Below are 21,590 nucleotides of genomic sequence, written 5' to 3'. Positions count from 1 at the left end.
TGATTTTATTGCTTTTCATCATTTTTGGATACGGAGTTTCCTTATTTATTATCAGAAAAACAATTTTAAATTCTAAAAAACAGAAAAAGAATTAAAACGCCATTCGAGTTATTCCGAAATAATTAAACTGAAAATTTCTTATTTTGAAATTGTTTATTTTTCTATTAAGTTTATAATCAGATTGTTTGATGGTAATTTTGCTTTAAAACGCTGTTTGAAAGTTTAAGTCGATTATCTGATAAAAATCGAAAATAGACTAATCTTTTAATAACTTTAAAATGAGAAAAATTCTTTTGATTGCTTTTCTTGCAGGTCTTTTTTCTGTGTCTGCCCAAAAATCTACTTCAATTCATAAACTCGACGGAAGTTCCATTTCTCCCGATTCTTTAACAAACAAGATCAAAACATTAATGCAAAAAGCCGATGTGAAAGGATTATCGGTGACTGTTTTTAATTCAAAAAAGTCTGTATATATGAAGGCTTTTGGCTATAGTGATGTTGAAAGTAAAAAAGAATTACAGGTTAATACCAACATGTATGGTGCATCTTTAAGCAAAGCGGTTTTTGCCGTTTTGGTACTCAAAATGGTAGAAGAGGGCGTTATAACTCTAGATAAACCATTGCAAAGCTATCTTCCTAAACCAATTTATGAATATGAGCACAAAGTATGGCATGAAGATTACAGTGATTTAAAAGCAAGCCCCGATTACGTTAAGGTTACAGCGCGAATGTGTCTGGATCATACCGCAGGATTTCCTAATTGGCGCTGGTTCGAACCAGACGAAAAGTTGCGTATAAAATTTGAGCCTGGATCACGATACAGCTATTCTGGCGAAGGACTAACGTATCTGCAAGTTGTGATTGAGAAAATTACAGGAAAACCTTTAGAACAGCTCGCTCAGGAAAAAATATTTAAACCTTTGGGAATGACGAATTCCAGCTATAAATGGCAGGGAAAATTTGAAAAAGATTATGCATACGGTTATGATAATGATGGAAAAAAGCAAGAAAAAGACAAAGATAATGCACCAAGAGGTGCGGGAACTCTAGAAACGACTGCTGAAGATTATAGCAAATTCATGACGGCAATTTTGAACAAAAAGATACTGAAAGCAAAATCATATCAAGAAATGTTTAGTCCGCAGATTCGGATTCGTTCTAAAAATCAGTTTGGGCCAGGCGCAATTGAAGATGGGAATTGGAATGATGCTATTGATCTTTCCTACGGTTTGGGTTGGGGAGTTTTAAAATCGCCTTATGGAGTTGGAGCATTTAAAGAGGGGCAAGGTTCTGGTTTTCAGAATTACAGTATTGTATTTCCAGAAAAAGGCATCGGAATGCTAATTTTGTCTAATAGTTATAGTACTGGTGGCATAATAAAATATTTATTAGAAACAGCTATTGCAGACACCTACACGCCTTGGAAATGGGATCAGTATATTCCTTATGATGCTAAGAAATGATTTGGAAATTAAGGCACGTTTCGTGAAATTATCCTTAAATTTATTTTAAAAAGACAAAGATGCCTTGGAATCCTGAAATATATAATAAATTTAAAGACATTCGATTTAAGCCTTTTGTTGATTTAATGGAGCTGATTAAACCTATAGAATCCGGAAAAGCCATTGATTTAGGTTGTGGAACAGGGGAGCAGTCTATTTTTTTGGCCGAGAAATTCAAGCAGATTGATTTTCTTGGAGTCGATTCTTCATCAGAAATGCTGGCCAAATCAAAGAAATATGTAACAGATAATCTTCATTTTGAGCAATCTACTAACGAAGGCATTGCAAATTCTGATAAAAAATGGGATTTAGTTTTCAGTAATGCAGCCTTGCAGTGGTCTGACAATCATGAAGAGTTATTCCCAAAACTGATTAATTCAATTAATTCAGGCGGACAGTTTGCAATACAAATGCCAGTTCAGAATGAAAATATGCTGAATAAAATACTGCATCAGTTGGTTGTTGAAGAACCTTTCAAAGATTATTTAAAAGGGTGGAAAAGAAATTCTCCTGTTTTGAGTATGGATCAATATGCCCAAATAATGTTTGATGGAAAACTTGAAGATATTCAAGTAATTCAGAAAGTGTATCCAATTATCGCTCAAAATCATGATGAGCTTTATGATTTTATTTCAGGCTCGGCATTGATTCCCTATATGGAACTTTTTAATGAAGATCAAAAAAAACTTTTTACAAGTATATACAAAGAAAGAATAGCGAACAATTTTCCAAAACTTCCTGCAATTTATGCTTTTAAAAGAATTTTTCTGTATGGAACAAAAGCTTAAAATAGAAGAAATTTAAAGAGGCGATAATTTAAATTATCGCCTCTTTCAGTTTTTTGTGTGCCTTTTTTGAGGGAGTTTTTTTCTTTGATTTTTTCTTCTTTTTAAGCCAAATAATAAATCCTGTAATGGGCAAACTTGCTGCAATCAAACTGGCGAGAAAAGCAATAATTTTACCAAATAATCCAAAGAATCTTCCAGTGTGAACTTCATAATTTGATGCTTCTATAATATCAGCTGCATTGAAATCTTTATATAATTTGTAACGAAGCAGTTGCCCAGTTTTGGCATCAAAGAAAAATGTATTTTGATTGCGGTACCATTTGTACGGATAAGTCAATCTTAATCTTACATCTTTGTCCTTTTTTATTGAAAAAGTTGCGGTATTTGCACCCGGATATTTCTGATTTGTTGTTTTGTAAATTCGGTCATAACGAACCGCTAGAGATTCTTTTTGCGGAATGGTTTCAGATTTTACTTCTGTTCCTTCGCTAAGTTTTGTTCCTGTTACAAAAGCAGCCGCATTTTTAACTTCTTTAAAGGCAAAAAATAAACCCGTAAATACAATCACAATTAGAAAAAAAGAAGCATAAAATCCCAATACATTGTGTAAATCATAATTAACACGTTTAAAAGTGCCTTTCCATTTAATGGTCAAAGATTGTTTTAAAGACCTCATTTGCTGTGGGAACCATAAAATTAATCCGGTAATTAGCATCAACGCAAAAATTACAACTGCCCAGCGTTGTATAAGACTGCCTGTTTCACCTAAAAGCAGTTCTGTATGAAGCTTTCTCACAACAGTAAGCCAATCTTGTTTTTCATTGCCTATAAGAACACCGTTATATGGATTAAAATAGTAGGTTTTCTTTTTTGTCGAAAGTTCTACAGCGGCATTTGGAATTTGCTGGTTTATTTTGATTGAAGTGATTTTATCTTTTGGAAATTCTTTCTGAAAACTGCTGACAATTTTTTCAAGTCCAACAAAAGTCTTTTCCTGAGTCGGAACAAATAATTTTTTGTCTTTTGAAAAGTCTCTTATTTCTTCTTCAAAAACATAAATACAGCCTGTTATACTAATTATGAAGACAATAATTCCGGTTGCAAGCCCAAGCCATAAGTGAATTTGGCGAGCTATATTTTTAATCTGTTTTAGACTCGGAACTGAAATCATAATTGAAATGTATTTATTGAGAATTCTGGGCTGTGCGCGCAAATATAGCTGTATTTTAGAAACAGTCCAAATAATAATTAGCGCTTTTCAAGGATTTGAGATAGTGTTTTTATTACGCTTATTTTTAATGTTTTTTTTCTGAAAAAATAACGTTTTACAGTTGATAGATTGAAATAAATATTGTTCATTTGCGCTGTATTTAGAATAAGTATAAATAAGAATAACATGAAAATATCTTTACATTTAATTTCCTCTTTTGTAAAATCTTCCAGTTTTAAAATATCAGATTTAATAAACAGTTCAACAGTTTTATTAATTGCTTTGTTTTTCAGTTTTGGATTTGCTCATGCTCAAACGGGACAAATCTCTGGAAGTGTAATTACAAATGAAGGAAATGCTGGTCAGGGCGTTTTGGTAAAATTGGTCGAAATCAATAAAACTGCCGTAACGAACTCAGCAGGAAATTATGAGTTTAAAAAAATTCCTTTTGGAAAATATACTTTAGAAGTTACCATGTCTGGTTACGAATCTTCATTAGAAACTGCTGAAATTACAGAACAAATACCTTCAGTTTCTATAGATGTCAAAGTAAATTCATCAATCGAAAATTTAGATGATGTCGTAATTCGTACAGGAGGAAACCGATTTGCGAAAAAGGAGAGTTTTGATGTAGCCAAAATGCCTTTAAAAAACATTGAAAATTCGCAAGTTTATATTGTAGTAAGCAAGGAATTAATGAAAGAGCAAGTAGTAACAGATTATAACAGTGCCTTTAAAAATGTTCCTGGAGCAGGTATTGCCGAGGTTAGAAATCAAGGAAGAACAACTTCAATGTCACGTGGTTTTCCTACGCCGCAAGTAGTTAGAAATGGTGTTGGAAGTTTTACCTATACTACAATTGATCCTTCGAATTTAGAGCGTATTGAAGTGATTAAAGGTCCATCTGCAACACTTTTTGGAAGTACTTTGTCTTCTTTTGGAGGACTGTTCAATCGTGTTACGAAAAAACCTTTTGATACTTTTAAAGGAGAAGTCTCTTATTCAGCGGCGAGTTGGGATTTAAACCGATTAACTTTTGATGTAAATACGCCAATTAATCAGGATAAAACAGCTTTGTTGAGAATCAATACGGCGCTTCATAGCGAAAGAAGTTTTCAAGATGCTGGTTTTAACAGAAACTTCTCAATTGCACCAAGTTTTTCATACAAAATCAATGACAGACTAGATCTTTTAATTGATATTGAATTTAGTTTGTACAAAGCAACTTCGCCAACGAGACTTGCTCCTTTTGTGGTGGCTAACACACAAAGTAGTATTGAAGCGCTTGATATTCCTTATAAATTATCTTTCGCTAATAATACGATCAATTATACGAGCCAGCAATACAATATTTTTACGCAGTTAAAATATAAAATGTCTGATGAATGGACTTCTCAAACTATTTTGTCAAGAACAAGATCATCGTCTGAGGGTTATGTTGTGGCTTTGCAAATGAGATCAGCAACAACATTAAGACAACAGGTTACTAACCAGGATTCACCATTTTATGGAACTGATATTCAGCAAAATTTTATTGGAAAATTTAATATTGGCAAGCTTAAAAACAGAGTGGTAGCAGGATTAGATTTTTACAGTCTGCGCGCTACGAGAAATGATGCGACAGTGAATATGCCAGCGATGGATTACAAGAAGCCAGGCGCAGCTTACGATAATTTTACTCTTCAAAAAGTGGAACCAATGTTTGCCAATGCCACTTATGCAAATTTTGTATCTAATGACGAAGATACATATAGCGCTTATGTTTCTGATGTTTTAAATGTGACAGAGAAATTATTAGTAATGGGTGGCGTTCGTATTGATAAATACGAGAATCATGGTACTTATTATCCTAGTAAAGATTCTATTGCTGGAAATTATAATCAAACAGCGGTATCTCCAAAATTCGGAGTAGTTTACCAACTTGTAAAAGATAAAGTGGCTGCTTTTGGTAATTATATGAATGGTTTCAGCAATGTTTCTGGTTCTGATTTCAATGGTAATACTTTCAAGCCAAATCAAGCGAATCAATGGGAGGGAGGTTTTAAGTTTGATCTTCCTAAAGTATCGGCAACACTTAGTTATTATGATATTGCGGTTACAAATATTACTCGTGACGATCCAGACCATATTAATTATTCAATTCAGGATGGAACGCAGGTTAGTAAAGGTTTTGAGGCAGAATTGATTGCCAATCCAATTTCTGGATTAAATATTGTTGCTGGTTATACTTATAATGATAGCAAATATGAAAAAAGCAATCCGAATGTTGAAGGTTTACGACCAAGTACAGCAGGATCGCCAAGAACGGCAAACTTATGGGCAAGTTATAGGGTTGTAACAGGACGAGCGCAAGGTTTAGGAATTGGTTTTGGTGGAATTTATGGAAGTGAATACTATCAGACAAATACCACTACTTTCAAATTTACTATTCCGTCTTATACTGTTTTAGATGCGTCACTTTTTTATGATCAGCCAAAATATAGAATTGGATTGAAAGTGGATAACTTGACAAACGAAAAATATTGGTCATACCGACTTGCGGCTCAAAACCCAACACGTGTAACAGCAAATGTGACATTTAAGTTCTAAGTTTTTAGGAATTTTATCAAATAAAAAGGGATTGTTTCGTTTTGAAATAATCCCTTTTTATTTGTTAGCTCAATTAAAATTCTTTCTTAAATCAATTATAGTTTGGTTTGGGCCATCTAGATTTACAAAGCCTCTGCGTGGTCTATCTAAATCCAAGGTGAATAAAATGACTAATGAAACTAACATGCAAAAGCCAATTTGAACCAACCAGTCGATTCTTCCATTTCGACCGTCAGAATAACCGCCGTAAAATGCTGTTATCATGGAAAGAAAAAACAACATTATCAAAATACTTTGTGGTACTTTTCCTTTTTCTCCAGAAAGGCGAGTGGTTGTGATGTCTATCATAGTATTCAATGCAGGAATCATTTGTTGTGTTGCGGCAAGATTGTTTGAGTCTTTGGAAAGATCGCATGCACGTTTCCACAATTTTCCTGAAATAACCTGAGACAAGCTGTCGGCTTTTAGAATTCCTTTCAAATTAGGCCCTACTTCGTAATAAGAGATTCTTGCTTCAACATAGTCTTTGAAATCTTTTCGGAACAATGCTCTTGTAGAATCAGGATATAAGTCACTTCTAAGTATTGCTGTACCAATGTCATTTGCTTCCTCAACAACAATTTGTCGTCTCGAATTGTAACGATCACTGCTCATTCCGAATGTAAAAGCTAACAAGAAAAAAAGCAAGGCGATAAGAGTTGATGTTTCAGTAGATTTTTCCTTAGGAGGCCTTTTGTTTTTAATATAGTTTCCTGTTTTTTGTCCAATAAAACTTGAAATAATCATTAAAGCAAAAAGGAGTAGGGCAATTATCCAAGCTTCGGTCTGAACTAGTGCATTGTTTTCCATACAATTGATTTTAATGGGATGTTTTTGGATACATTTTATTCTAAATCAACATAAAGATATTGTTTTAATTTGCATTAAAAGCGCGAATAATGTCTTTTTTTTTTGTTTAAAATCAAATAGTTAGGTTTTTATAATTGCAAATCTTTTTATTTCTGGTTTTCCGAAATTATTGATTCTTTACTTGTATTTCTGTGATTTTATTTCTTTTTAGATTTTATTCATTGACTAGATTGATTTTTCCATGAAATAAGGATTTGCTACCGTTCAGATTCGCAAATTTCTAGTATTATTATTGTGTTTTTATTCAAATTATAGGATTTTAGACGCTGTATTTTTGAAGTATTCTTAAAAACAGCATTAGATAATCAGTAGATTACCCTATTATGTACATTGATTTTATTTCTAATTGTAGATTTTCGTTCAAGTAATAGTGTATTTTTATAGATTTGTAAAATCAATGCATTTTCCAAATCGATGCTGATAAACAATTATAAAATCCAAAGACGATGAAATCTGTAACTTCAATATTTTTATTTTTAGTTTTTGTCTGTTCAAATTCCTACGGCCAATTAAGTTCTGATAAAATATTTGAAAGCTTTAAGCAGGGCGAGCGCACCAACTGTTCGTCAATTGCATTTATCAAGGCTTCTTTAAATATTTACGGTTTAGATAATCTTTTTGTCACCGAAAAAATAAGCGAAAACGAGCAAAAAATTACTTTAAAAAATAACGACTCTTTTCATATCAATAATGACGAAATAAGCAAAGCTAAAATATCTGCCGATTTTGTTTGCATTAAAGATAATTGCGAGAACGAAAAAATAATTGAATACGCAATATTGACATACGCTGTAATGGCAAAATACAAACAGATTATTGATAAAGAAGATACTTTTGATAAAGCATTGGAGGATTTAGAAAGTGGCGAAGTCTATACACCGACAATTTATAAATATCTAGGATTCCAAAAAGGCAAACAAATAGAAAAATTAAAACGCGAAGCCGGAAGTGAATTTTGCGGTGTAGTTGCATGGTCAACAGCGCATGCAGTATTTGTTTGTGAAGAATATATGGACTATTATGGAAACAAGAAAAGTATATGGATTAAATATCCAGGACGTTTCAGAATCATTAAGTCATAAGAATTTAAGATTGATTTTTTAATAAATTGTAATATTTAACTTATAAATTAATATAATCGAAAATTTAATTGCAAAAAAGAAATCAATACAGTTGCAATTTAAGTTAATTTATATATTTTTGTTTCGAAACACCATTAACCAAATCTACTAACAAATGAAAAGCAAGATCTTTTTACTAAGTTTCCTTTGCTTCTTGGCTACTGTAGCTGTATCAGCACAAGCAAAAAATGCTCCAAGAAGTATTATCAGTACAACAGCCCTAATCCGTAAATACCATGATCAAAAAGAATTGAGCGGTATGCAAAAGGGAGAACTTTTAGAATTGTACATCGAGCGTATTAAAGTTTTGGTAAAAACACTTCCTTACATTGCTTTGGTTACAAAACCAGGAGTTACAATGGCTGATTTGGGTATTCCAGACGATAATGAGCACAAAAAAGTATTAGATACTCAAGCACTTGGTACTACAACTTTCTTGGATACAACGGTTGATTTCCAAAGAAAGATGATGCCTTATTCTGATAAAGGAAACCTTATCGCAGCTATCTTATTTTACGAAAGCACATTAAAATCTTTACACGAGTTCAACGACTTGAACGAAATGTAATATTTTAAAAATATGATATAAAAAACTCCAAAGTCATTTGATTTTGGAGTTTTTTTTATTTGAAGCCATTCAAGGATTATTTATAAATCAGTTTCCTTTCAATAAATTAATGCTTACAGTTGCAGTGTCAGCGTCAGGAAATTTTCTGAAAAAAGATGGGTCTGGAAATAATCCAGCTTCGGCGGCAATTTTGTTAAACACATCAATTTCGACTATATATTGGTCAGAGAAACCGTGAGTCGCATCATAAGCAGTTGCTGGCGTTTTTCCTAAATTTCTGGCTGTAATTTTCGGATTTATGGTATGCAATTCGATTAAAAGCAAGCCAAATTTCTTCACATAAGGCGACCATTTTTGTAAATGCTCCAATAAATTATCTTCAACAAGATTGTTGCTAATTCTTTTCCCTCTAAAGGCAAATGCGCCTGTAGAATTACTGATTCGATCTTTATTTGCTTGTTTTGGATTTTCCCAAATTCGATTGTGATCTAAAAAGGTTCTCACATTAAGCAAATCTTTTAAATCAATATTATAGTTTTCTCTCAAATCATCTGAAAGCAAATCTGGACGGCCAATATCGCCCCAAATTACTTTTGCCCAAATGTCCGCTTTTATTAGATTGGCTCTTGTTACTTTTAATGCAGCTTGATTATAATCGGCTCCTACTAAAAAGAGCGGATATTCGTCGAGCATTTTTCCTCTTAAAGTTTGCCTGTCGATTACTTCAAAAATATGTTGCAGGAAAGCGCCATTGCCACAACCCATATCCAGAATTCCTTTTGGCTGTTCTTCAATTGGCAAATTGAAAAGTTTGACTATAATTTCGTCAACAATCTTAAAATAAGTATCATGTGCACCTCCGCTTCCCCAAACATTCATTTCGCGATCCACATGAATTTCATTTTCGCCATCAGCAATCATTCTTAAAATCATTGGATCTCCAAACATCAATTCTTCAATTTTGGCAAATGTGGGCAAATAAGAAACCGTTACACCATACGCACTGGCTCTTTTAGCAAAAAAGAGACCTATATCGGTAAATTGATAATTTCCTTTTTTTTCTATGAACCAACCTAAGTGAGTAAAAAAGTCAAGTATTTTTTTGAAATTTTCGGGTGATTTATGAAATTCTTCTGGCTTGAACCAAGTTTCCATGAAATATTTATGAAACATTCCTTTCATCGCTAAGCGCACAATTGTTGGTCCAATTAAATAACCTTCAATATGCTTTAAAATTTGATTCTGAATTTCATTTGTCAAAAGATTATCCGAAGATTCGAGCCCGTAATTCTTTTTGTATTTTTCAAAAATCAGGTTGAGTTTTTCAAAAGGAGCATCTTCAAAAAGACGAGGATGAAATTGAGCAGAAAACTGAAGCAAATCTGCTACATCTTCATAAAGATGAAATAATGAAAACGCAGTTTCTGTTTTCTCATTTACTGAAATTGTGATTTCTTGTGTGTGATTATCGACATCGTAATTTAAGAATCCTTGAGAAGCCAAAATTCTTATACCAACATTTAAATAGCCTTCATTTGCTTTGAAAACGCTAGTAAGTTCGGCTAAATGTACTGTGTTTTTCTTCAGAATGAAATCTAAAACAGCTTTGTTTTTTAGTGCAATTGCAGTGGGAGCAACCGCTAAACCGTCAAGATGTTTGAAAATGGAGCTTCGAAGTTGTGATGTATCGGTCATAGTACAAAAATGAAGGTTAGTTAAAAATAAGGATTTTTTTTGAGTGTTGCGCTATTGTTTTACAGCTTTTTAGCTTTCTGAAAAGTTGTTCGTTATTTTACAATTTTCTGAATCTCGGAATAATTTACTTTGAAAAAAAATATATAAATCATGAAAACAAAAATTATTTTAAGCGCATTTATGATGCTTACTTTTTGGTGTAATGCCCAAACGACAGATTCGGCTTTAAAAGAGGTAAAAAAAGTTATCGAAGCCAGCAACAAAACGTTCTCCGATTTTACAAACAAGAACGACGGTTCTATTGTCGCTAGATATACAGAGGATGCTTGCTTGTTTCCGCCAAATTCAGAGCCAAAATGCGGAGCAAAGCAAATAGATTCTTTTTTTAGAGGCGGACCTCAAGTGCACGTTAAATTTACTATTCAGCATCTTTATGGCGACGGAAAAACCAGTGTAACCGAAGAAAGTTTTTATGAAATGAGCGATATGAACGGCAAAAAATTAGATGACGGAAAAGTAATCGTGATTTGGAAAAAAACAAAGGATGGTTGGAAAATGCATCGTGACATGTTTAGCAGCAATCATCCAGCGAAATAGTATTCATTATCTCTATTTAAAGCTTGCAGAATAGTGTTTTTGCTAACTAAAAAATAAATTTCACATAATTTTTAAATAATCTTATAGAATTATTCGTGTAATTTCAACAGTTATTTTACATTTATAAAAATTAAATATCTAATAAATTGAAATTATGAAATTATCATTTTTAGCAGCTTTATCGTTTTGCTTTACTTGTTTAGCACAAAATAAAACAGATGCAAGTTTGTATATGAAAGCGGATAAAATATCTTATCTGACTGATATTGGCTCAGAATCGGGAGATTTGTACAGTACAATTGGACATCACGGACCTGCAGTTGAAAATGAATGGATGGCTTTGAGGATTTATTTTAGTGATAAAGTTGCGATTGATGTTTACTCAAAAGCAAAACCAGGTTTAGAGTTAAAAGCAGCGCACTGGTATCCAACTCCGGAACAACAAAAAGACGGATGGGGAGCAGACTATTATAAAGTTGCTAATACAGTAGGATTAGGAGGAGTGAAACTTTGGGATGGAGAAAAATTAGTTCCTTTGAATCCGGTGTCAAATCGTTTGGCTCATGTTGGCAAAACAGAAAATACTTCATATATGGAAATGATTTCTAGAGGAGTTCCGTACAAAGGGAAAAAAGTAGATATTTTAGTGCGAGTTACCGTATTTTCAGGAAAAAGAGAAGCTAAAGTTGAAGCTGTTAGTTTGACCGGTGAAAAAGTGCAGTTTGCTACTGGAGTAAATTATTTCAAAGATTTTGAGACAAAAAAAGGAGCAAATTATATTGCAGTTTGGGGAAAACACCCAGAGGATGTTGCGGCCGAAATTGTTGGAATTGGAGCGGGAATTATGTATAATCCAAAAGATTATGAAAAAACTACTGACGACGGAAATCAATATTTGCTGATTTCAAAACCAACTAAAAATTTAGAGACAAAAATTATTTCGTCAAGCGCAAGAGAACAAGAATTGAATACCCTAGACAAATTGGAAGCTTTTATAAAGAATTTAATATAAGCTGAGAAAGTATTTCAATAAAAAAAAATCGTTAGAAACTCAATTTGTTTTTAACGATTTTTTTTTTGCTAAATATCATTTTTGGTAAGATGTAAATTCGATCTATTTGTTTCTTTGCATACATATGCCCATCCAACTATATTGTTGTCAAATGCAACTTTTACACGCTCATATTCTTCAACTTCATATTCGTCTGATTGCAATAATTCCTCGTATGTAATTTCAAATAAAACACCATTGATGCTGTCTGTTTCATTTCCTGTAAACTTTGCAATAGGGTGCATATTTTTCCCGCTTTTTTCAATTACAGACTGATCTTTGATTTCGGTTTCTCCTAATTCATATTTCTTTAATTGTACTTTTTCGCCCTTTAAAATCCTTCCAAATGTTTCGAGTTGGACTTTTTCTAGTTGTAAAGTTCCGTATGAGAAAAGTTGTTCCATTGCCGTTGTTTTTTATTTGTTGATCAAAAGTAGGATTAATTTTTCTTTCAGTAATCAACATATGTTTAGCAATCCAAAAACTTCTTTAACAAAGGAAAGTTATTGTGTGAAAGAAATTTGGAGTTGTGACTTTTCGGCTATATAAGATTTAAAAACCAATGTTGACAGCTTGTTGCAAATCAGCGTCATTTTTTAAAATCGAATTTCTCGATGCAGAGGGCGTTATACCAGTAAATTTTCTGAATTCTTTGACAAAATGAGCTTGGTCGTAATACCCACAGTCGTAACCTATTTCAGTAAGTGATTGTGATGTATTGAGCACCAAATCAAGGCTTTTGTTAAAGCGAAGTACTGAAGCATACGCAACAGGACTGATTCCAATATTTGAAATATAGAGTTTTTGAATATACCTTTCTGATAAGCCTGAATGTTGTGCCAAAGAAGGCAAAACCGATAATTGTGAATCGAGAGTAAGTTGTTGGCCCAATGCTTGTAATGTTGAAACTTTTTTTAATCTCGTTTCATTTTTTTTCAATTGATTCAGAAAATAATTTTCTAGAATTTTGATTTTGGCAGAAAGTTCAGGCGCTTCCATCATCCGGCCATATAATTCTTTGTTTTCTGCTAAAGAAACATCATACATATCAGTTGCGTAATTTGTAAATTCAGACAACGGATCGGAGAAAAATAATGAGCTGGCGTGAGGATAAATTCGTGCAATAAGTATTGAAGTTCCTTTGGCTACAGAAAGTCGAGTAGGAAGGGTGAGATGGCCTAAAAGCTCTATAGCTGGTGTATCTTTTTGTTTTCCGTTGATAATCGTAGCCGCAAATCCTTCAGATATATTGACAACAAAATCGACATAACCGCTGGGATAGAATACTTCGTTGTCAAGATCTTTTTCGATCGTAACAACAGTATAATTTTTTATGTATGGCGCTAAACTGGCTGAAGGCAGTATTTGCATAAGATTATGTTGAAATTACGGGTGTCTAAATTCCTTGATTTTAAGCTAGTTCTAAATTAAAAAATAAATAAAAAAGGAACAGGTATAGAACCAAAAAATAAGATAATTATAACATTTGTAAATCTTTAGGCCATCAAAAGAACATCTTTGTAATATCTCTTTTTGTATTCTAATGGCGATATTCCAGTTACTTTTTTAAATACATCTCTAAAAGTTTTAACATCTGAATAACCAACTTCATACATCACTTCATTGACCGTTTTTTTGTTTGTTTCAAAGGTTTTTTTTGCCGCTTCAATTTTGACTCTTTGTGAATATTCAATCGGCGTATTTCCCGTTGCTTTAACAAATCTTCAGTCGAAATTTCTTCTGCCAACATTAAATTTTGAGGACAATTCGCTGATAGATATTTTTTCTCCTAGATTTTCCTCAATATACAATTGCGCTTGTTGAACAATTTGGTCGTCATGTCTTTTTTGGCCTGAAAAAATAGCAAATTGAGACTGTGTACTTCTGTTCATTTCGATTTGGAAAACTTTAGCGCAGTAAACAGCCGTTTTTCGATCATAATACTTTTCAATTAGGTAAATCATCAAATTTAAAAAAGAATATGCGCCACCATTAGTATAAATTCCATTTTCATCTGTAATTAATTCGTCAGTGCGCAAATTGACTTTTGGGAATAAGAGATTGAAATTTTCGGTAACGGACCAATGTGTTGAACAGCTTTTTCCGTCAAGAAGCCCCGAAGCCGCCAACATAAATGCTCCTGTGCAAATAGTAGCGATTTCTGCGCCATTATGATATTGTTTTTCCAACCATTTTACTAAAAGTTCATTGTGTTGCAATGCTAGGTTATAATTATGATTTAATGACGGAATTATAATAAGATCAGATTTAGCGACAGCAGAAATATGGACATGTGGAGTAACAGTGAAAAGTCCGCCATTAAATTCTACTTTTTCCGAAAGGCCTGCGAGCTGAATTTCGAATAATTCTTTTTTGCCATTTGTTTTGTAATAGGCATTTGCTTTATTGAAGATTTCGTATGCACCAGTAATGCTGGAAAGATTATTCTCTCCTTCAGGAACTAAAATTGTAAGCAGTTTCATTTTTGTTTTTCTTATAAAGGTATAAAAAGTTTTTGTCCAAATATCCCCTTAAGAATGTCTAATTAGCACTTTACAAAAAATGATCTTTGAGACTAATTTTATCATAATATTAAAAAATCAACTATTTAATCAAACTTTTATCATGGCAAAAATGACTGTAATTTATAAAACGCCAAAAGACACGGCTTTCTTTGATAAACACTATTTTGGGGTTCATATTCCTTTGGCAAAACAGCTTCCGGGCTTATTAAAATATGAAATTAATGAAGGGTCGGTTGTATCGCTAACGGGACATTCTGATGTATATCGTGTAGCCAATTTGTATTTTGAATCAATGGAGTCAATGATGAGTGCTTTTAAATCAGAAATTGGGCAAGAATGCGCGGTGGACAGAAGGATTTTTGCCAGTGATGAAGAAGTCCAGATTTATGTGTATGATACAAAAAACACCTAAATTGTTTTGAGAATTATTGTATTGCAATTTTCTGTAATTTAGTTGAAAGAAAAATAGAATAAACAATGCAAACAATACTAGGTGCAAACGGACAAATAGGAGAAGAACTCGCAAGAGAATTAAAAAGGAATTTTACTTCGGATATTCGAATTGTCAGCCGTAGAGCGCAAAAAGTTAATGAAACGGATACCGTTTTTTCAGCTGATTTGACCAATAAAGAAAGTGCTCTTGAAGCAGTAAACGGCAGTGAAATTGCGTATTTTACTTTGGGGCTTCCTATGGATTCGGATTTATGGGAAAAACAATTCAGACTTATTTTGGGAAACGTAATTGATACCTGCAAAATTACTGGAACTAAACTCGTGTTTTTCGACAATACTTATATGTATCCGCAAGATGATGCTATTCTTACCGAAGAGACTTTTTTTGCTCCAATTGGCAGAAAAGGAAAAATAAGAGCAGAAATGGCAGAAATGATTTTAAGCGAAATAAAATCAGGTGAATTGAAAGCTGTTATTTGCCGTGCTCCCGAATTTTATGGGCCAAAGAAAACGCAAAGCATTACGAATACTTTAATTTTTGATGCTATAAAAGAAGGCAAAAAACTGAAAGTACTTTTAAGTGATTCAAAAAAGAGAAGCCTTATCTGGACGCCTGATGCAAGCCGAGCCACCGCATTAATAGGAAATACACCTGACGCTTTTGGTCAGACTTGGCATTTGCCTGTTGATCAAAGTCATCCAACTTATAAAGAGTTTATCAATTTGGCTTCTGAGATTTATGGTAAAAAATTAAATTATTCTGTTATTCCAAAATTGGTATTTAAGATTGGCTCTTTTTTTAATAAAAGATTGAAAGAATTACTAGAGTTGTTGCCAAGATACGAACACGATAATTTGTTTGATGATTCAAAGTTTAGGAAGCGTTTTCCAGATTTTAAAGTGACTTCCTATAAAGAAGGAATTGAAATGATTAAGAATTAAGAATTAAGAATTTCAAGCTTATATATTGATCAAATAAAATAAAATCATGAATAAAATATTAATTACTGGTGGAAACGGGCATTTAGGGAAACAGGTAGTAGATTCACTTTTATTAAAAGGATATAATCCAGATGTCTTAACTACGAAAACGATTCTTTCAGAATCAAATCGATTGCGGTTTTTTACAGGAGATTTAGTTGAAAATAAAGGATTAAAAGAAGCAACAGAAAGAGCAGATGTTATTATTCATTGTGCCAGCAATCCAAGGAGTTTTCATGAGACCGATATTATTGGAACAAAAAATTTGTTGGAGACCGTCGATAAAAATGTGACTAAACATTTTATATACATTTCGATTGTTGGAATTGATAAAAGTGATTATCCATATTATGCCGCGAAATTAGAAGTAGAAAATATCATAACAAAGAGTGGTATTCCTTTTACGATTTTGAGAACAACGCAGTTCCACGATTTCGTGTTCAATTTGATAAAAACTTTAGAGGAGCAAAATTCAGAGAATGATGGTTTTATGAAAATTCCATCCGAAATGAAATTTCAATCTGTAGCTATACATGAAGTAGCAGATTTGCTTGTGTCACTTGCTTTGGAAGCACCAAAGGGTTTATTAGCAGATTTTGGTGGGCCAGAAGTTCTTTCTTTGGAGAAAATGGTTGAATCCTATTTAAAAATTAATCAAAAAAACAGCGAAATAAGATTAGTAGAATCAGAAGATATTCGTCATAATTTATTTACGACGGGAATAAATTTATGTCCGAATCACAATCTAGGAAAACAAACATGGGAAACGTTTTTGACCAAGAAGCTTTAAATGAAAAAAGATAAAAAAAAGCCTATTTCGAAAGAAATAGGCTTTTCTTTTTTTTAACTGAAATTGTTTTAAAACGTATTATTTAGCATCCCAAGAAGCACTAGGATAATAAATAGAACTTGTAACTGGAGCTGTCCAATAGTCTTGACTTCCACCACGGAAAGTGTGAAGACTTACAGCATTAACATTTCGCTTGGCATCGTTCGTTACCCAACGAATTTTTTCATTCAATATTTCCGTTCCATTTACATAATATTTAACATATCCGTCAGTATTTGACCCTGTATTAAGCTTAACAGAGATTTGACAATTGTAAGTTACGCCTTCTTGGATATAGTATTTTTTTCCAAAATCGTTACCGTATTGTCCTGGTTGATCTTTGTAGTAAACATAAGGTTGAAGGTAAGCCCCGCTTCCTTTTGCAGTGTTTGAACCATTCGGGCAATACCACATAAATCGGGCACTTCCTCCATTTCCATCCCAACCTGGATCACCACCTGTATTTTGGTCACCAATTAAGATTCCGTATCCACATTTACCGCCTCGGCTCCAATAAAACCCTGAATTGAATTTCATTGTAAACCAAACCGTATAAAGTCCTTCTGACCAAACACCATAAGAGGTGCACAAACCACCAGGACATGATAATGTATTAGTTTGCAATGTAATTGTTCTAGCACCGGCGCTTCCTGCTAAAGCGGCAACTGCAGCAGTTTCAGCAGCCGCTTTGTTGGCAGTTTTTGCACCATCATTGTTTACGATAGGTTGTTCATCTTTTACAAGATTTTCAAGATTTTGAGCAACATTCAAGTCTTGTTCATTTCCGCAGGAATAAAACACTGCTGCCATAACTAATAATAAACTGGATAATTTTAATAACTTCTTCATTTTTAAAATTTTAAGGTTAGTAAATAATTAATAGATAGTAAATAATAAATTGTGGTTATTGCTTTTAATGCTGAAACAAGCGATTTTTTCAAGTTTCAGAATTCAGTATATTTTTTATGGATTTTCTTAAAATTAAATTTATGTTTTGTTGTAAATCAAATACTTGGTTTTTAGTGGCTTTTAATAGACCATGTAAAATTGAATATTTATAATTTAGAAGAGGAGTAATTAAGTACGGTTTTACGTACACAAAAATCCAGCCTACAGATTTAGTGTACAAATAGGTGTGTTTTTAGAAGTTTTTAAAGACGCCAAGCGTAAAGCTTTCTAAATCATTGATTTATTTTTTGATTATTATTGAACTTAGGCCATACTCATATATTTCACCAACAATAAATTACTATCCGATGACTGTTTCATATTAAAGAATTTGTTCCATTTTCTAATTTGAAACCTCAAAATGATGTGAATATAAAGAAGTAAGCAATTAAGATTTTACTTTTATCATAGTAGTAATCCTATATAAATTACATATTATGAAAAAAAATACGTTAAGACTGGTTTTAACGAGCATGATTTTGTTTGCACTTTTTCATGCAGAAGCTCAAACTAAAAAGAAACCCAACATTATTATGGTAATTTCTGATGATACGGGTTGGGGAGATTTAGGTGTCTATGGAGGAGGTGTTGGACGTGGAATGCCAACTCCAAATTTAGATAAAATGGCAAAAGAAGGAATGCAGTTTTGGTCTTTTTACGGCCAGCCGAGCTGCACACCGGGGAGAGCTGCAATGATTACTGGAAGAATACCAAATCGAAGTGGTATGACAACAGTTGCTTTTCAAGGTCAAGGAGGAGGTCTTCCTGCAGCTGAATGGACTTTAGCATCGGTATTGAAAAAAGCTAATTATAAAACTTATTTTTCTGGAAAATGGCACTTGGGTGAAGCAGATTATGCTATGCCAATTGCGCATGGTTTTGATAAAATGCAGAATGTGGTTTTATACCATTTAAATGCTTATACCTATTGTTTCCCTTCATGGAATCCTGACATGGCTCCAGAAATATCAGATTTCATTAAAAAATCTACAAAAGGTATTTTAGAAGGAGAAGCAGGAAAACCAGCGCGTGATACTGGACCAGTTACAGAAGAAAATATTGCGGAACTGGATATAAATATGGTTGATAACAACCTAAAACAGCTTGATGAATATGGAAAATCAAAAGATCCATTTTTTATGTGTATTAATTTTGCCAAAAATCATCAGCCTAATTTACCATCAAAACAATTTAAAGGAAAATCACCAGCCAAAAGTAAATATGGTGACGCAGTTGTAGAAATGGATTATAACGTTGGACGTATCATGGATAAAATTCGCGCACTCGGAATTGCAGAAAATACAATTGTAATTTATACTGTCGATAACGGAGCTTGGCAAGATGTGCATCCAGATGCAGGATATTCGCCTTTTAGAGGTTCAAAAGGAACAGATAGAGAAGGAGGAAGCCGTGTACCAGCAATTGCGTGGTGGCCTGGACAAATTGAAGCTGGAAGTCAAAGCCATGATATAGTTGGTGGTTTAGATTTAATGGCAACATTTGCGGCTCTTGCAGGCGTAGAACTTCCAAAAAATGACAGAGAAGGAAAACCTATGGTTTTTGACAGTTATGATATGTCGAATGTTTTGTTTAAAAAAGGAAAACCGCTTCGTGACAGATGGTTTTATTTTACAGAAAATGAATTGTCTCCTGGAGCAGTACGTATTGGAAAATGGAAAGCTGTATTTAATACGCGAGGTGATAATGGAGCACAAGCAGGAAGTGATACGCCAGGACAACAATTGGGATGGAGAGGCGATCAGACTTATATTGCAACTGTTCCAGCAGTATATGATTTATGGCAGGATCCACAGGAACGCTATGATCTTTTCATGAATAGTTTTACAGAAAAAACTTGGACAATGGTTGTTTTTGATCAAGTAATTATGGAACTCATGAAAACGTATGCAGCAACTCCTCCAAGACCGCAACAGAGTGGTTCTTATGGTGGACCAATGGAAATTGGAAGATACAGAACTATTGAACAGGCTAAACAATTGCTAAACAGCAAAGAATTAACACTACCACCTTTGAGTGTTGATCCAAAACAATAAGAAAATCGGAGTAAACGTATATTAAGTTGTTCTGAAAAAAGAGGTTAAAAACGCTAAACTGTACTGTTTAGCGTTTTTTTTATCCCGATTTTAAAATAAAACTTGTGAGATAAAATTTGAGCAAATACTGCTTCAAAAAACCTATTTTGCTTTCTAAAATTTCAATTCATTATTATATCTTTATCAACAATTATGGATACAGTTATAGAAATTTTTGGCGCTATTTTCGGTTTTTTAGCCGTTTATTTTACCATCAGACAGAATATCTGGTGTTGGTTTTTTGGTTTAATTCAGGTGATGTTGTATTGCTTTGTTTTTTATACATCAAAATTATATTCTGATATGATTTTGCATATCATTTATATATTTCTGCAGGGATATGGCTGGTACAGTTGGAAATATGGCGGTGCTAATCATGATACGTTACGTATAACCTTGCTTACAAAAAGAATTGCATGGGTTGCTTTAACCGTTTTTATGTCAATTTTGGTAGGGTATTTTATGGACACAAGAACCGATGCATCTTGTCCTTATATTGACGCTTTTATAATGGTTGCCAGCCTAGTTGCGCAATATTTGATGATAATAAAAGTGTTAGAATCTTGGCTGTTTTGGATATCGGTCGACATAATGGCTATTGGCGTATACAGTTATAAAGACCTCTATTTCACAGCAATATTATATGTTCTTTTCTTAATTATGGCAATTGCAGGTTATTTTGAATGGAAAAAAGCATATAATCAAGAGTTAAGTTATGAAAGTTAAAAATACCGTTGGATTGACATTAGGCAAATTTGCCCCTTTCCATAAAGGACATCAGCTATTAATCGAAACTGCCATTAAGGAAGTTGATGAATTGATTGTACTAGTTTATGATGATCCTATAATCAATATTCCGTTGTCAATACGAGCTGGCTGGATACGCGAAATATATCCGGAAATTACTGTTATCGAAGGCACCAATTCACCTAATGATAGCGGATATACAGCCGAGATTATGAAAATTCAGGAAGATTATGTTTTGTCTATTTTAGGCAATCGTACAGTTTCCCATTTTTATTCTAGCGAACCTTACGGCGAGCACATGAGTATTGTCTTAAAAGCAATGAACAGACAAGTTGATATGGATAGACATGCCATTCCAATTTCGGCTACTAAAATCAGAAATGATTCTTTTGCAAATAAGGAATTTGTTCATCCTAAAGTATACAAAGATTTGATTACAAAAGTGGTGTTGCTTGGTGCGCCATCAACAGGAAAAACAACTTTGGCAGAAAAATTAGCATCCCATTTTAATACGCAATGGATGCCTGAATATGGAAGAGAATATTGGGAAAAACATCAAATTAATAAAAGACTCACTTTAGAAGATCTTTTAAAAATAGCCGAAACTCATATCGAAAGAGAAGACGCTCTAGTATTGCAGTCGAATCAATTTTTGTTTTCTGATACTAATGCTATTACGACTTATTTGTTTTCGCTTGATTATCATGGAAAAGCGCTTTCTGATTTGGAAGATTTAGCCAAAAAAGCCGAAACCAGACACGATATTATTTTTGTATGTGATACTGATATTCCATATGATGATACTTGGGACAGATCTGGCGATGTGAAAAGAAAAGAATTTCAAGAAAAAATAATTGACGATTTGAACACTAGAAATCTTAAATATTATGTGCTTCGAGGCGCTATTGAAGAAAGAATTGAACAGGTGTCAAAAGTTGTGTTTGCTAAAGAAAACAGTAAATTTAATCTAACATAGAAACAAAA

At 33.2% G+C, this 21,590-nt stretch carries 20 protein-coding genes and 1 pseudogene; 13 read left to right on the top strand and 8 right to left on the bottom strand.

Annotation, left to right across the window (positions count from 1 at the left end; genetic code table 11):
* The first annotated feature begins 278 nt into the window (after positions 1-278).
* Together EYY60_RS20700 and EYY60_RS20695 are read left to right on the top strand one after the other, a co-directional pair.
* Positions 279-1,463: a serine hydrolase domain-containing protein gene (locus EYY60_RS20700; RefSeq protein WP_132991174.1), complete on the top strand. Its 1,185-nt coding sequence runs from the start codon at positions 279-281 to the stop codon at positions 1,461-1,463.
* Between the two features lie 59 nt (positions 1,464-1,522).
* The gene (locus EYY60_RS20695) at positions 1,523-2,290 is read left to right on the top strand and encodes a methyltransferase domain-containing protein (RefSeq protein ID WP_132991173.1); all 768 of its coding nucleotides are present in this window, start codon (positions 1,523-1,525) and stop codon (positions 2,288-2,290) included.
* Positions 2,291-2,318: 28 nt separating this feature from the next.
* Here the strand turns inward: EYY60_RS20695 and EYY60_RS20690 are convergent, their stop codons facing one another.
* Complete coding sequence (locus tag EYY60_RS20690; RefSeq protein ID WP_235832370.1) at positions 2,319-3,503, bottom strand: PepSY-associated TM helix domain-containing protein; 1,185 nt, start codon at positions 3,501-3,503, stop codon at positions 2,319-2,321.
* Positions 3,504-3,686: 183 nt separating this feature from the next.
* On the opposite strand from EYY60_RS20690, the gene EYY60_RS20685 reads away from it, so the two are divergent.
* The gene (locus EYY60_RS20685; protein WP_132991172.1) at positions 3,687-6,089 is read left to right on the top strand and encodes a TonB-dependent receptor; all 2,403 of its coding nucleotides are present in this window, start codon (positions 3,687-3,689) and stop codon (positions 6,087-6,089) included.
* A gap of 69 nt (positions 6,090-6,158) precedes the next feature.
* On the opposite strand, the gene EYY60_RS20680 is transcribed toward EYY60_RS20685, so the two are convergent.
* On the bottom strand, positions 6,159-6,938 hold the full coding sequence (locus tag EYY60_RS20680) for a bestrophin-like domain (protein WP_132991171.1): 780 nt from the start codon (positions 6,936-6,938) through the stop codon (positions 6,159-6,161).
* Positions 6,939-7,444: 506 nt separating this feature from the next.
* Between EYY60_RS20680 and EYY60_RS20675 the strand changes: the two genes are divergently transcribed.
* Positions 7,445-8,080, top strand: coding sequence for a hypothetical protein (locus EYY60_RS20675; RefSeq protein WP_132991170.1), 636 nt, complete (start codon positions 7,445-7,447; stop codon positions 8,078-8,080).
* Positions 8,081-8,234: 154 nt separating this feature from the next.
* On the top strand, positions 8,235-8,687 hold the full coding sequence (locus EYY60_RS20670; protein WP_132991169.1) for a hypothetical protein: 453 nt from the start codon (positions 8,235-8,237) through the stop codon (positions 8,685-8,687).
* Positions 8,688-8,774: 87 nt separating this feature from the next.
* Here EYY60_RS20670 and EYY60_RS20665 read toward each other — a convergent pair whose 3' ends face one another.
* Positions 8,775-10,382, bottom strand: coding sequence for a class I SAM-dependent methyltransferase (locus EYY60_RS20665; RefSeq protein ID WP_132991168.1), 1,608 nt, complete (start codon positions 10,380-10,382; stop codon positions 8,775-8,777).
* Between the two features lie 150 nt (positions 10,383-10,532).
* Here EYY60_RS20665 and EYY60_RS20660 point away from each other — a divergent pair, with 150 nt between their 5' ends.
* Positions 10,533-10,979 carry a YybH family protein gene (locus EYY60_RS20660; protein ID WP_235832369.1) on the top strand — a complete coding sequence of 149 codons (447 nt, stop codon included), beginning with the start codon at positions 10,533-10,535 and terminating at the stop codon, positions 10,977-10,979.
* A 154-nt stretch (positions 10,980-11,133) separates the two neighbouring features.
* Positions 11,134-11,991: a DUF4861 family protein gene (locus EYY60_RS20655; RefSeq protein ID WP_132991167.1), complete on the top strand. Its 858-nt coding sequence runs from the start codon at positions 11,134-11,136 to the stop codon at positions 11,989-11,991.
* Positions 11,992-12,059: 68 nt separating this feature from the next.
* On the opposite strand, the gene EYY60_RS20650 is transcribed toward EYY60_RS20655, so the two are convergent.
* The 4 genes and pseudogenes from EYY60_RS20650 to EYY60_RS20640 form a co-directional block, all read right to left on the bottom strand.
* Positions 12,060-12,434, bottom strand: a complete 375-nt coding sequence (locus EYY60_RS20650) for a gamma-glutamylcyclotransferase (RefSeq protein WP_132991166.1) — start codon at positions 12,432-12,434, stop codon at positions 12,060-12,062.
* A gap of 148 nt (positions 12,435-12,582) precedes the next feature.
* Positions 12,583-13,401 (bottom strand): helix-turn-helix transcriptional regulator, encoded by an 819-nt coding sequence (locus EYY60_RS20645; RefSeq protein ID WP_132991165.1) that lies wholly within the window; start codon positions 13,399-13,401, stop codon positions 12,583-12,585.
* A 125-nt stretch (positions 13,402-13,526) separates the two neighbouring features.
* Positions 13,527-13,742, bottom strand: a pseudogene (locus EYY60_RS22395) (helix-turn-helix domain-containing protein); the annotation flags it as partial.
* A 12-nt stretch (positions 13,743-13,754) separates the two neighbouring features.
* Entirely contained in the window at positions 13,755-14,513 is a 759-nt protein-coding gene (locus EYY60_RS20640; RefSeq protein WP_208749498.1) for a GlxA family transcriptional regulator, read from the bottom strand.
* Positions 14,514-14,655: 142 nt separating this feature from the next.
* Here EYY60_RS20640 and EYY60_RS20635 point away from each other — a divergent pair, with 142 nt between their 5' ends.
* The 3 genes from EYY60_RS20635 to EYY60_RS20625 all read left to right on the top strand — a co-directional run bounded on the left by EYY60_RS20635 (position 14,656) and on the right by EYY60_RS20625 (position 16,779).
* Positions 14,656-14,967, top strand: a complete 312-nt coding sequence (locus EYY60_RS20635) for an EthD family reductase (protein ID WP_132991164.1) — start codon at positions 14,656-14,658, stop codon at positions 14,965-14,967.
* A gap of 65 nt (positions 14,968-15,032) precedes the next feature.
* Positions 15,033-15,950, top strand: a complete 918-nt coding sequence (locus tag EYY60_RS20630) for an NAD-dependent epimerase/dehydratase family protein (RefSeq protein WP_132991163.1) — start codon at positions 15,033-15,035, stop codon at positions 15,948-15,950.
* A 46-nt stretch (positions 15,951-15,996) separates the two neighbouring features.
* The gene (locus EYY60_RS20625; protein WP_132991162.1) at positions 15,997-16,779 is read left to right on the top strand and encodes an SDR family oxidoreductase; all 783 of its coding nucleotides are present in this window, start codon (positions 15,997-15,999) and stop codon (positions 16,777-16,779) included.
* Positions 16,780-16,857: 78 nt separating this feature from the next.
* Here EYY60_RS20625 and EYY60_RS20620 read toward each other — a convergent pair whose 3' ends face one another.
* A complete protein-coding gene (locus EYY60_RS20620) occupies positions 16,858-17,667 on the bottom strand; it encodes a polysaccharide lyase (protein ID WP_132991161.1) in 810 nt (269 codons plus the stop codon).
* Positions 17,668-18,203: 536 nt separating this feature from the next.
* Here EYY60_RS20620 and EYY60_RS20615 point away from each other — a divergent pair.
* The 3 genes from EYY60_RS20615 to EYY60_RS20605 all read left to right on the top strand — a co-directional run bounded on the left by EYY60_RS20615 (position 18,204) and on the right by EYY60_RS20605 (position 21,582).
* Positions 18,204-19,820, top strand: a complete 1,617-nt coding sequence (locus tag EYY60_RS20615) for an arylsulfatase (RefSeq protein WP_132991160.1) — start codon at positions 18,204-18,206, stop codon at positions 19,818-19,820.
* Positions 19,821-20,012: 192 nt separating this feature from the next.
* On the top strand, positions 20,013-20,585 hold the full coding sequence (pnuC, locus tag EYY60_RS20610; protein WP_132991159.1) for a nicotinamide riboside transporter PnuC: 573 nt from the start codon (positions 20,013-20,015) through the stop codon (positions 20,583-20,585).
* The gene (locus EYY60_RS20605; RefSeq protein ID WP_132991158.1) at positions 20,575-21,582 is read left to right on the top strand and encodes an AAA family ATPase; all 1,008 of its coding nucleotides are present in this window, start codon (positions 20,575-20,577) and stop codon (positions 21,580-21,582) included. Before pnuC ends, EYY60_RS20605 begins: the two co-directional genes overlap by 11 nt.
* Positions 21,583-21,590: the final 8 nt, after the last annotated feature.

The sequence above is a fragment of the Flavobacterium zhairuonense genome (genome assembly GCF_004352915.1).
GTDB lineage: Bacteria > Bacteroidota > Bacteroidia > Flavobacteriales > Flavobacteriaceae > Flavobacterium > Flavobacterium zhairuonense.
Note: the sequence above shows the minus strand (reverse complement) of the source record. Positions and strands in the feature narration are given on the sequence as shown.

What these genes read in the sequence shown, in the direction of transcription:
- EYY60_RS20685 (WP_132991172.1), top strand. Translation starts at nt 3,687, where the DNA reads ATGAAAATATCTTTACATTTAATTTCCTCTTTTGTAAAATCTTCCAGT.
- EYY60_RS20660 (WP_235832369.1), top strand. Translation starts at nt 10,533, where the DNA reads ATGAAAACAAAAATTATTTTAAGCGCATTTATGATGCTTACTTTTTGG.
- EYY60_RS20625 (WP_132991162.1), top strand. Translation starts at nt 15,997, where the DNA reads ATGAATAAAATATTAATTACTGGTGGAAACGGGCATTTAGGGAAACAG.
- EYY60_RS20700 (WP_132991174.1), top strand. Translation starts at nt 279, where the DNA reads ATGAGAAAAATTCTTTTGATTGCTTTTCTTGCAGGTCTTTTTTCTGTG.
- EYY60_RS20605 (WP_132991158.1), top strand. Translation starts at nt 20,575, where the DNA reads ATGAAAGTTAAAAATACCGTTGGATTGACATTAGGCAAATTTGCCCCT.
- pnuC (WP_132991159.1), top strand. Translation starts at nt 20,013, where the DNA reads ATGGATACAGTTATAGAAATTTTTGGCGCTATTTTCGGTTTTTTAGCC.
- EYY60_RS20680 (WP_132991171.1), bottom strand. Translation starts at nt 6,938, where the DNA reads ATGGAAAACAATGCACTAGTTCAGACCGAAGCTTGGATAATTGCCCTA.
- EYY60_RS20650 (WP_132991166.1), bottom strand. Translation starts at nt 12,434, where the DNA reads ATGGAACAACTTTTCTCATACGGAACTTTACAACTAGAAAAAGTCCAA.
- EYY60_RS20645 (WP_132991165.1), bottom strand. Translation starts at nt 13,401, where the DNA reads ATGCAAATACTGCCTTCAGCCAGTTTAGCGCCATACATAAAAAATTAT.
- EYY60_RS20655 (WP_132991167.1), top strand. Translation starts at nt 11,134, where the DNA reads ATGAAATTATCATTTTTAGCAGCTTTATCGTTTTGCTTTACTTGTTTA.
- EYY60_RS20675 (WP_132991170.1), top strand. Translation starts at nt 7,445, where the DNA reads ATGAAATCTGTAACTTCAATATTTTTATTTTTAGTTTTTGTCTGTTCA.
- EYY60_RS20695 (WP_132991173.1), top strand. Translation starts at nt 1,523, where the DNA reads ATGCCTTGGAATCCTGAAATATATAATAAATTTAAAGACATTCGATTT.
- EYY60_RS20665 (WP_132991168.1), bottom strand. Translation starts at nt 10,382, where the DNA reads ATGACCGATACATCACAACTTCGAAGCTCCATTTTCAAACATCTTGAC.
- EYY60_RS20630 (WP_132991163.1), top strand. Translation starts at nt 15,033, where the DNA reads ATGCAAACAATACTAGGTGCAAACGGACAAATAGGAGAAGAACTCGCA.
- EYY60_RS20620 (WP_132991161.1), bottom strand. Translation starts at nt 17,667, where the DNA reads ATGAAGAAGTTATTAAAATTATCCAGTTTATTATTAGTTATGGCAGCA.
- EYY60_RS20640 (WP_208749498.1), bottom strand. Translation starts at nt 14,513, where the DNA reads ATGAAACTGCTTACAATTTTAGTTCCTGAAGGAGAGAATAATCTTTCC.
- EYY60_RS20615 (WP_132991160.1), top strand. Translation starts at nt 18,204, where the DNA reads ATGAAAAAAAATACGTTAAGACTGGTTTTAACGAGCATGATTTTGTTT.
- EYY60_RS20635 (WP_132991164.1), top strand. Translation starts at nt 14,656, where the DNA reads ATGGCAAAAATGACTGTAATTTATAAAACGCCAAAAGACACGGCTTTC.
- EYY60_RS20670 (WP_132991169.1), top strand. Translation starts at nt 8,235, where the DNA reads ATGAAAAGCAAGATCTTTTTACTAAGTTTCCTTTGCTTCTTGGCTACT.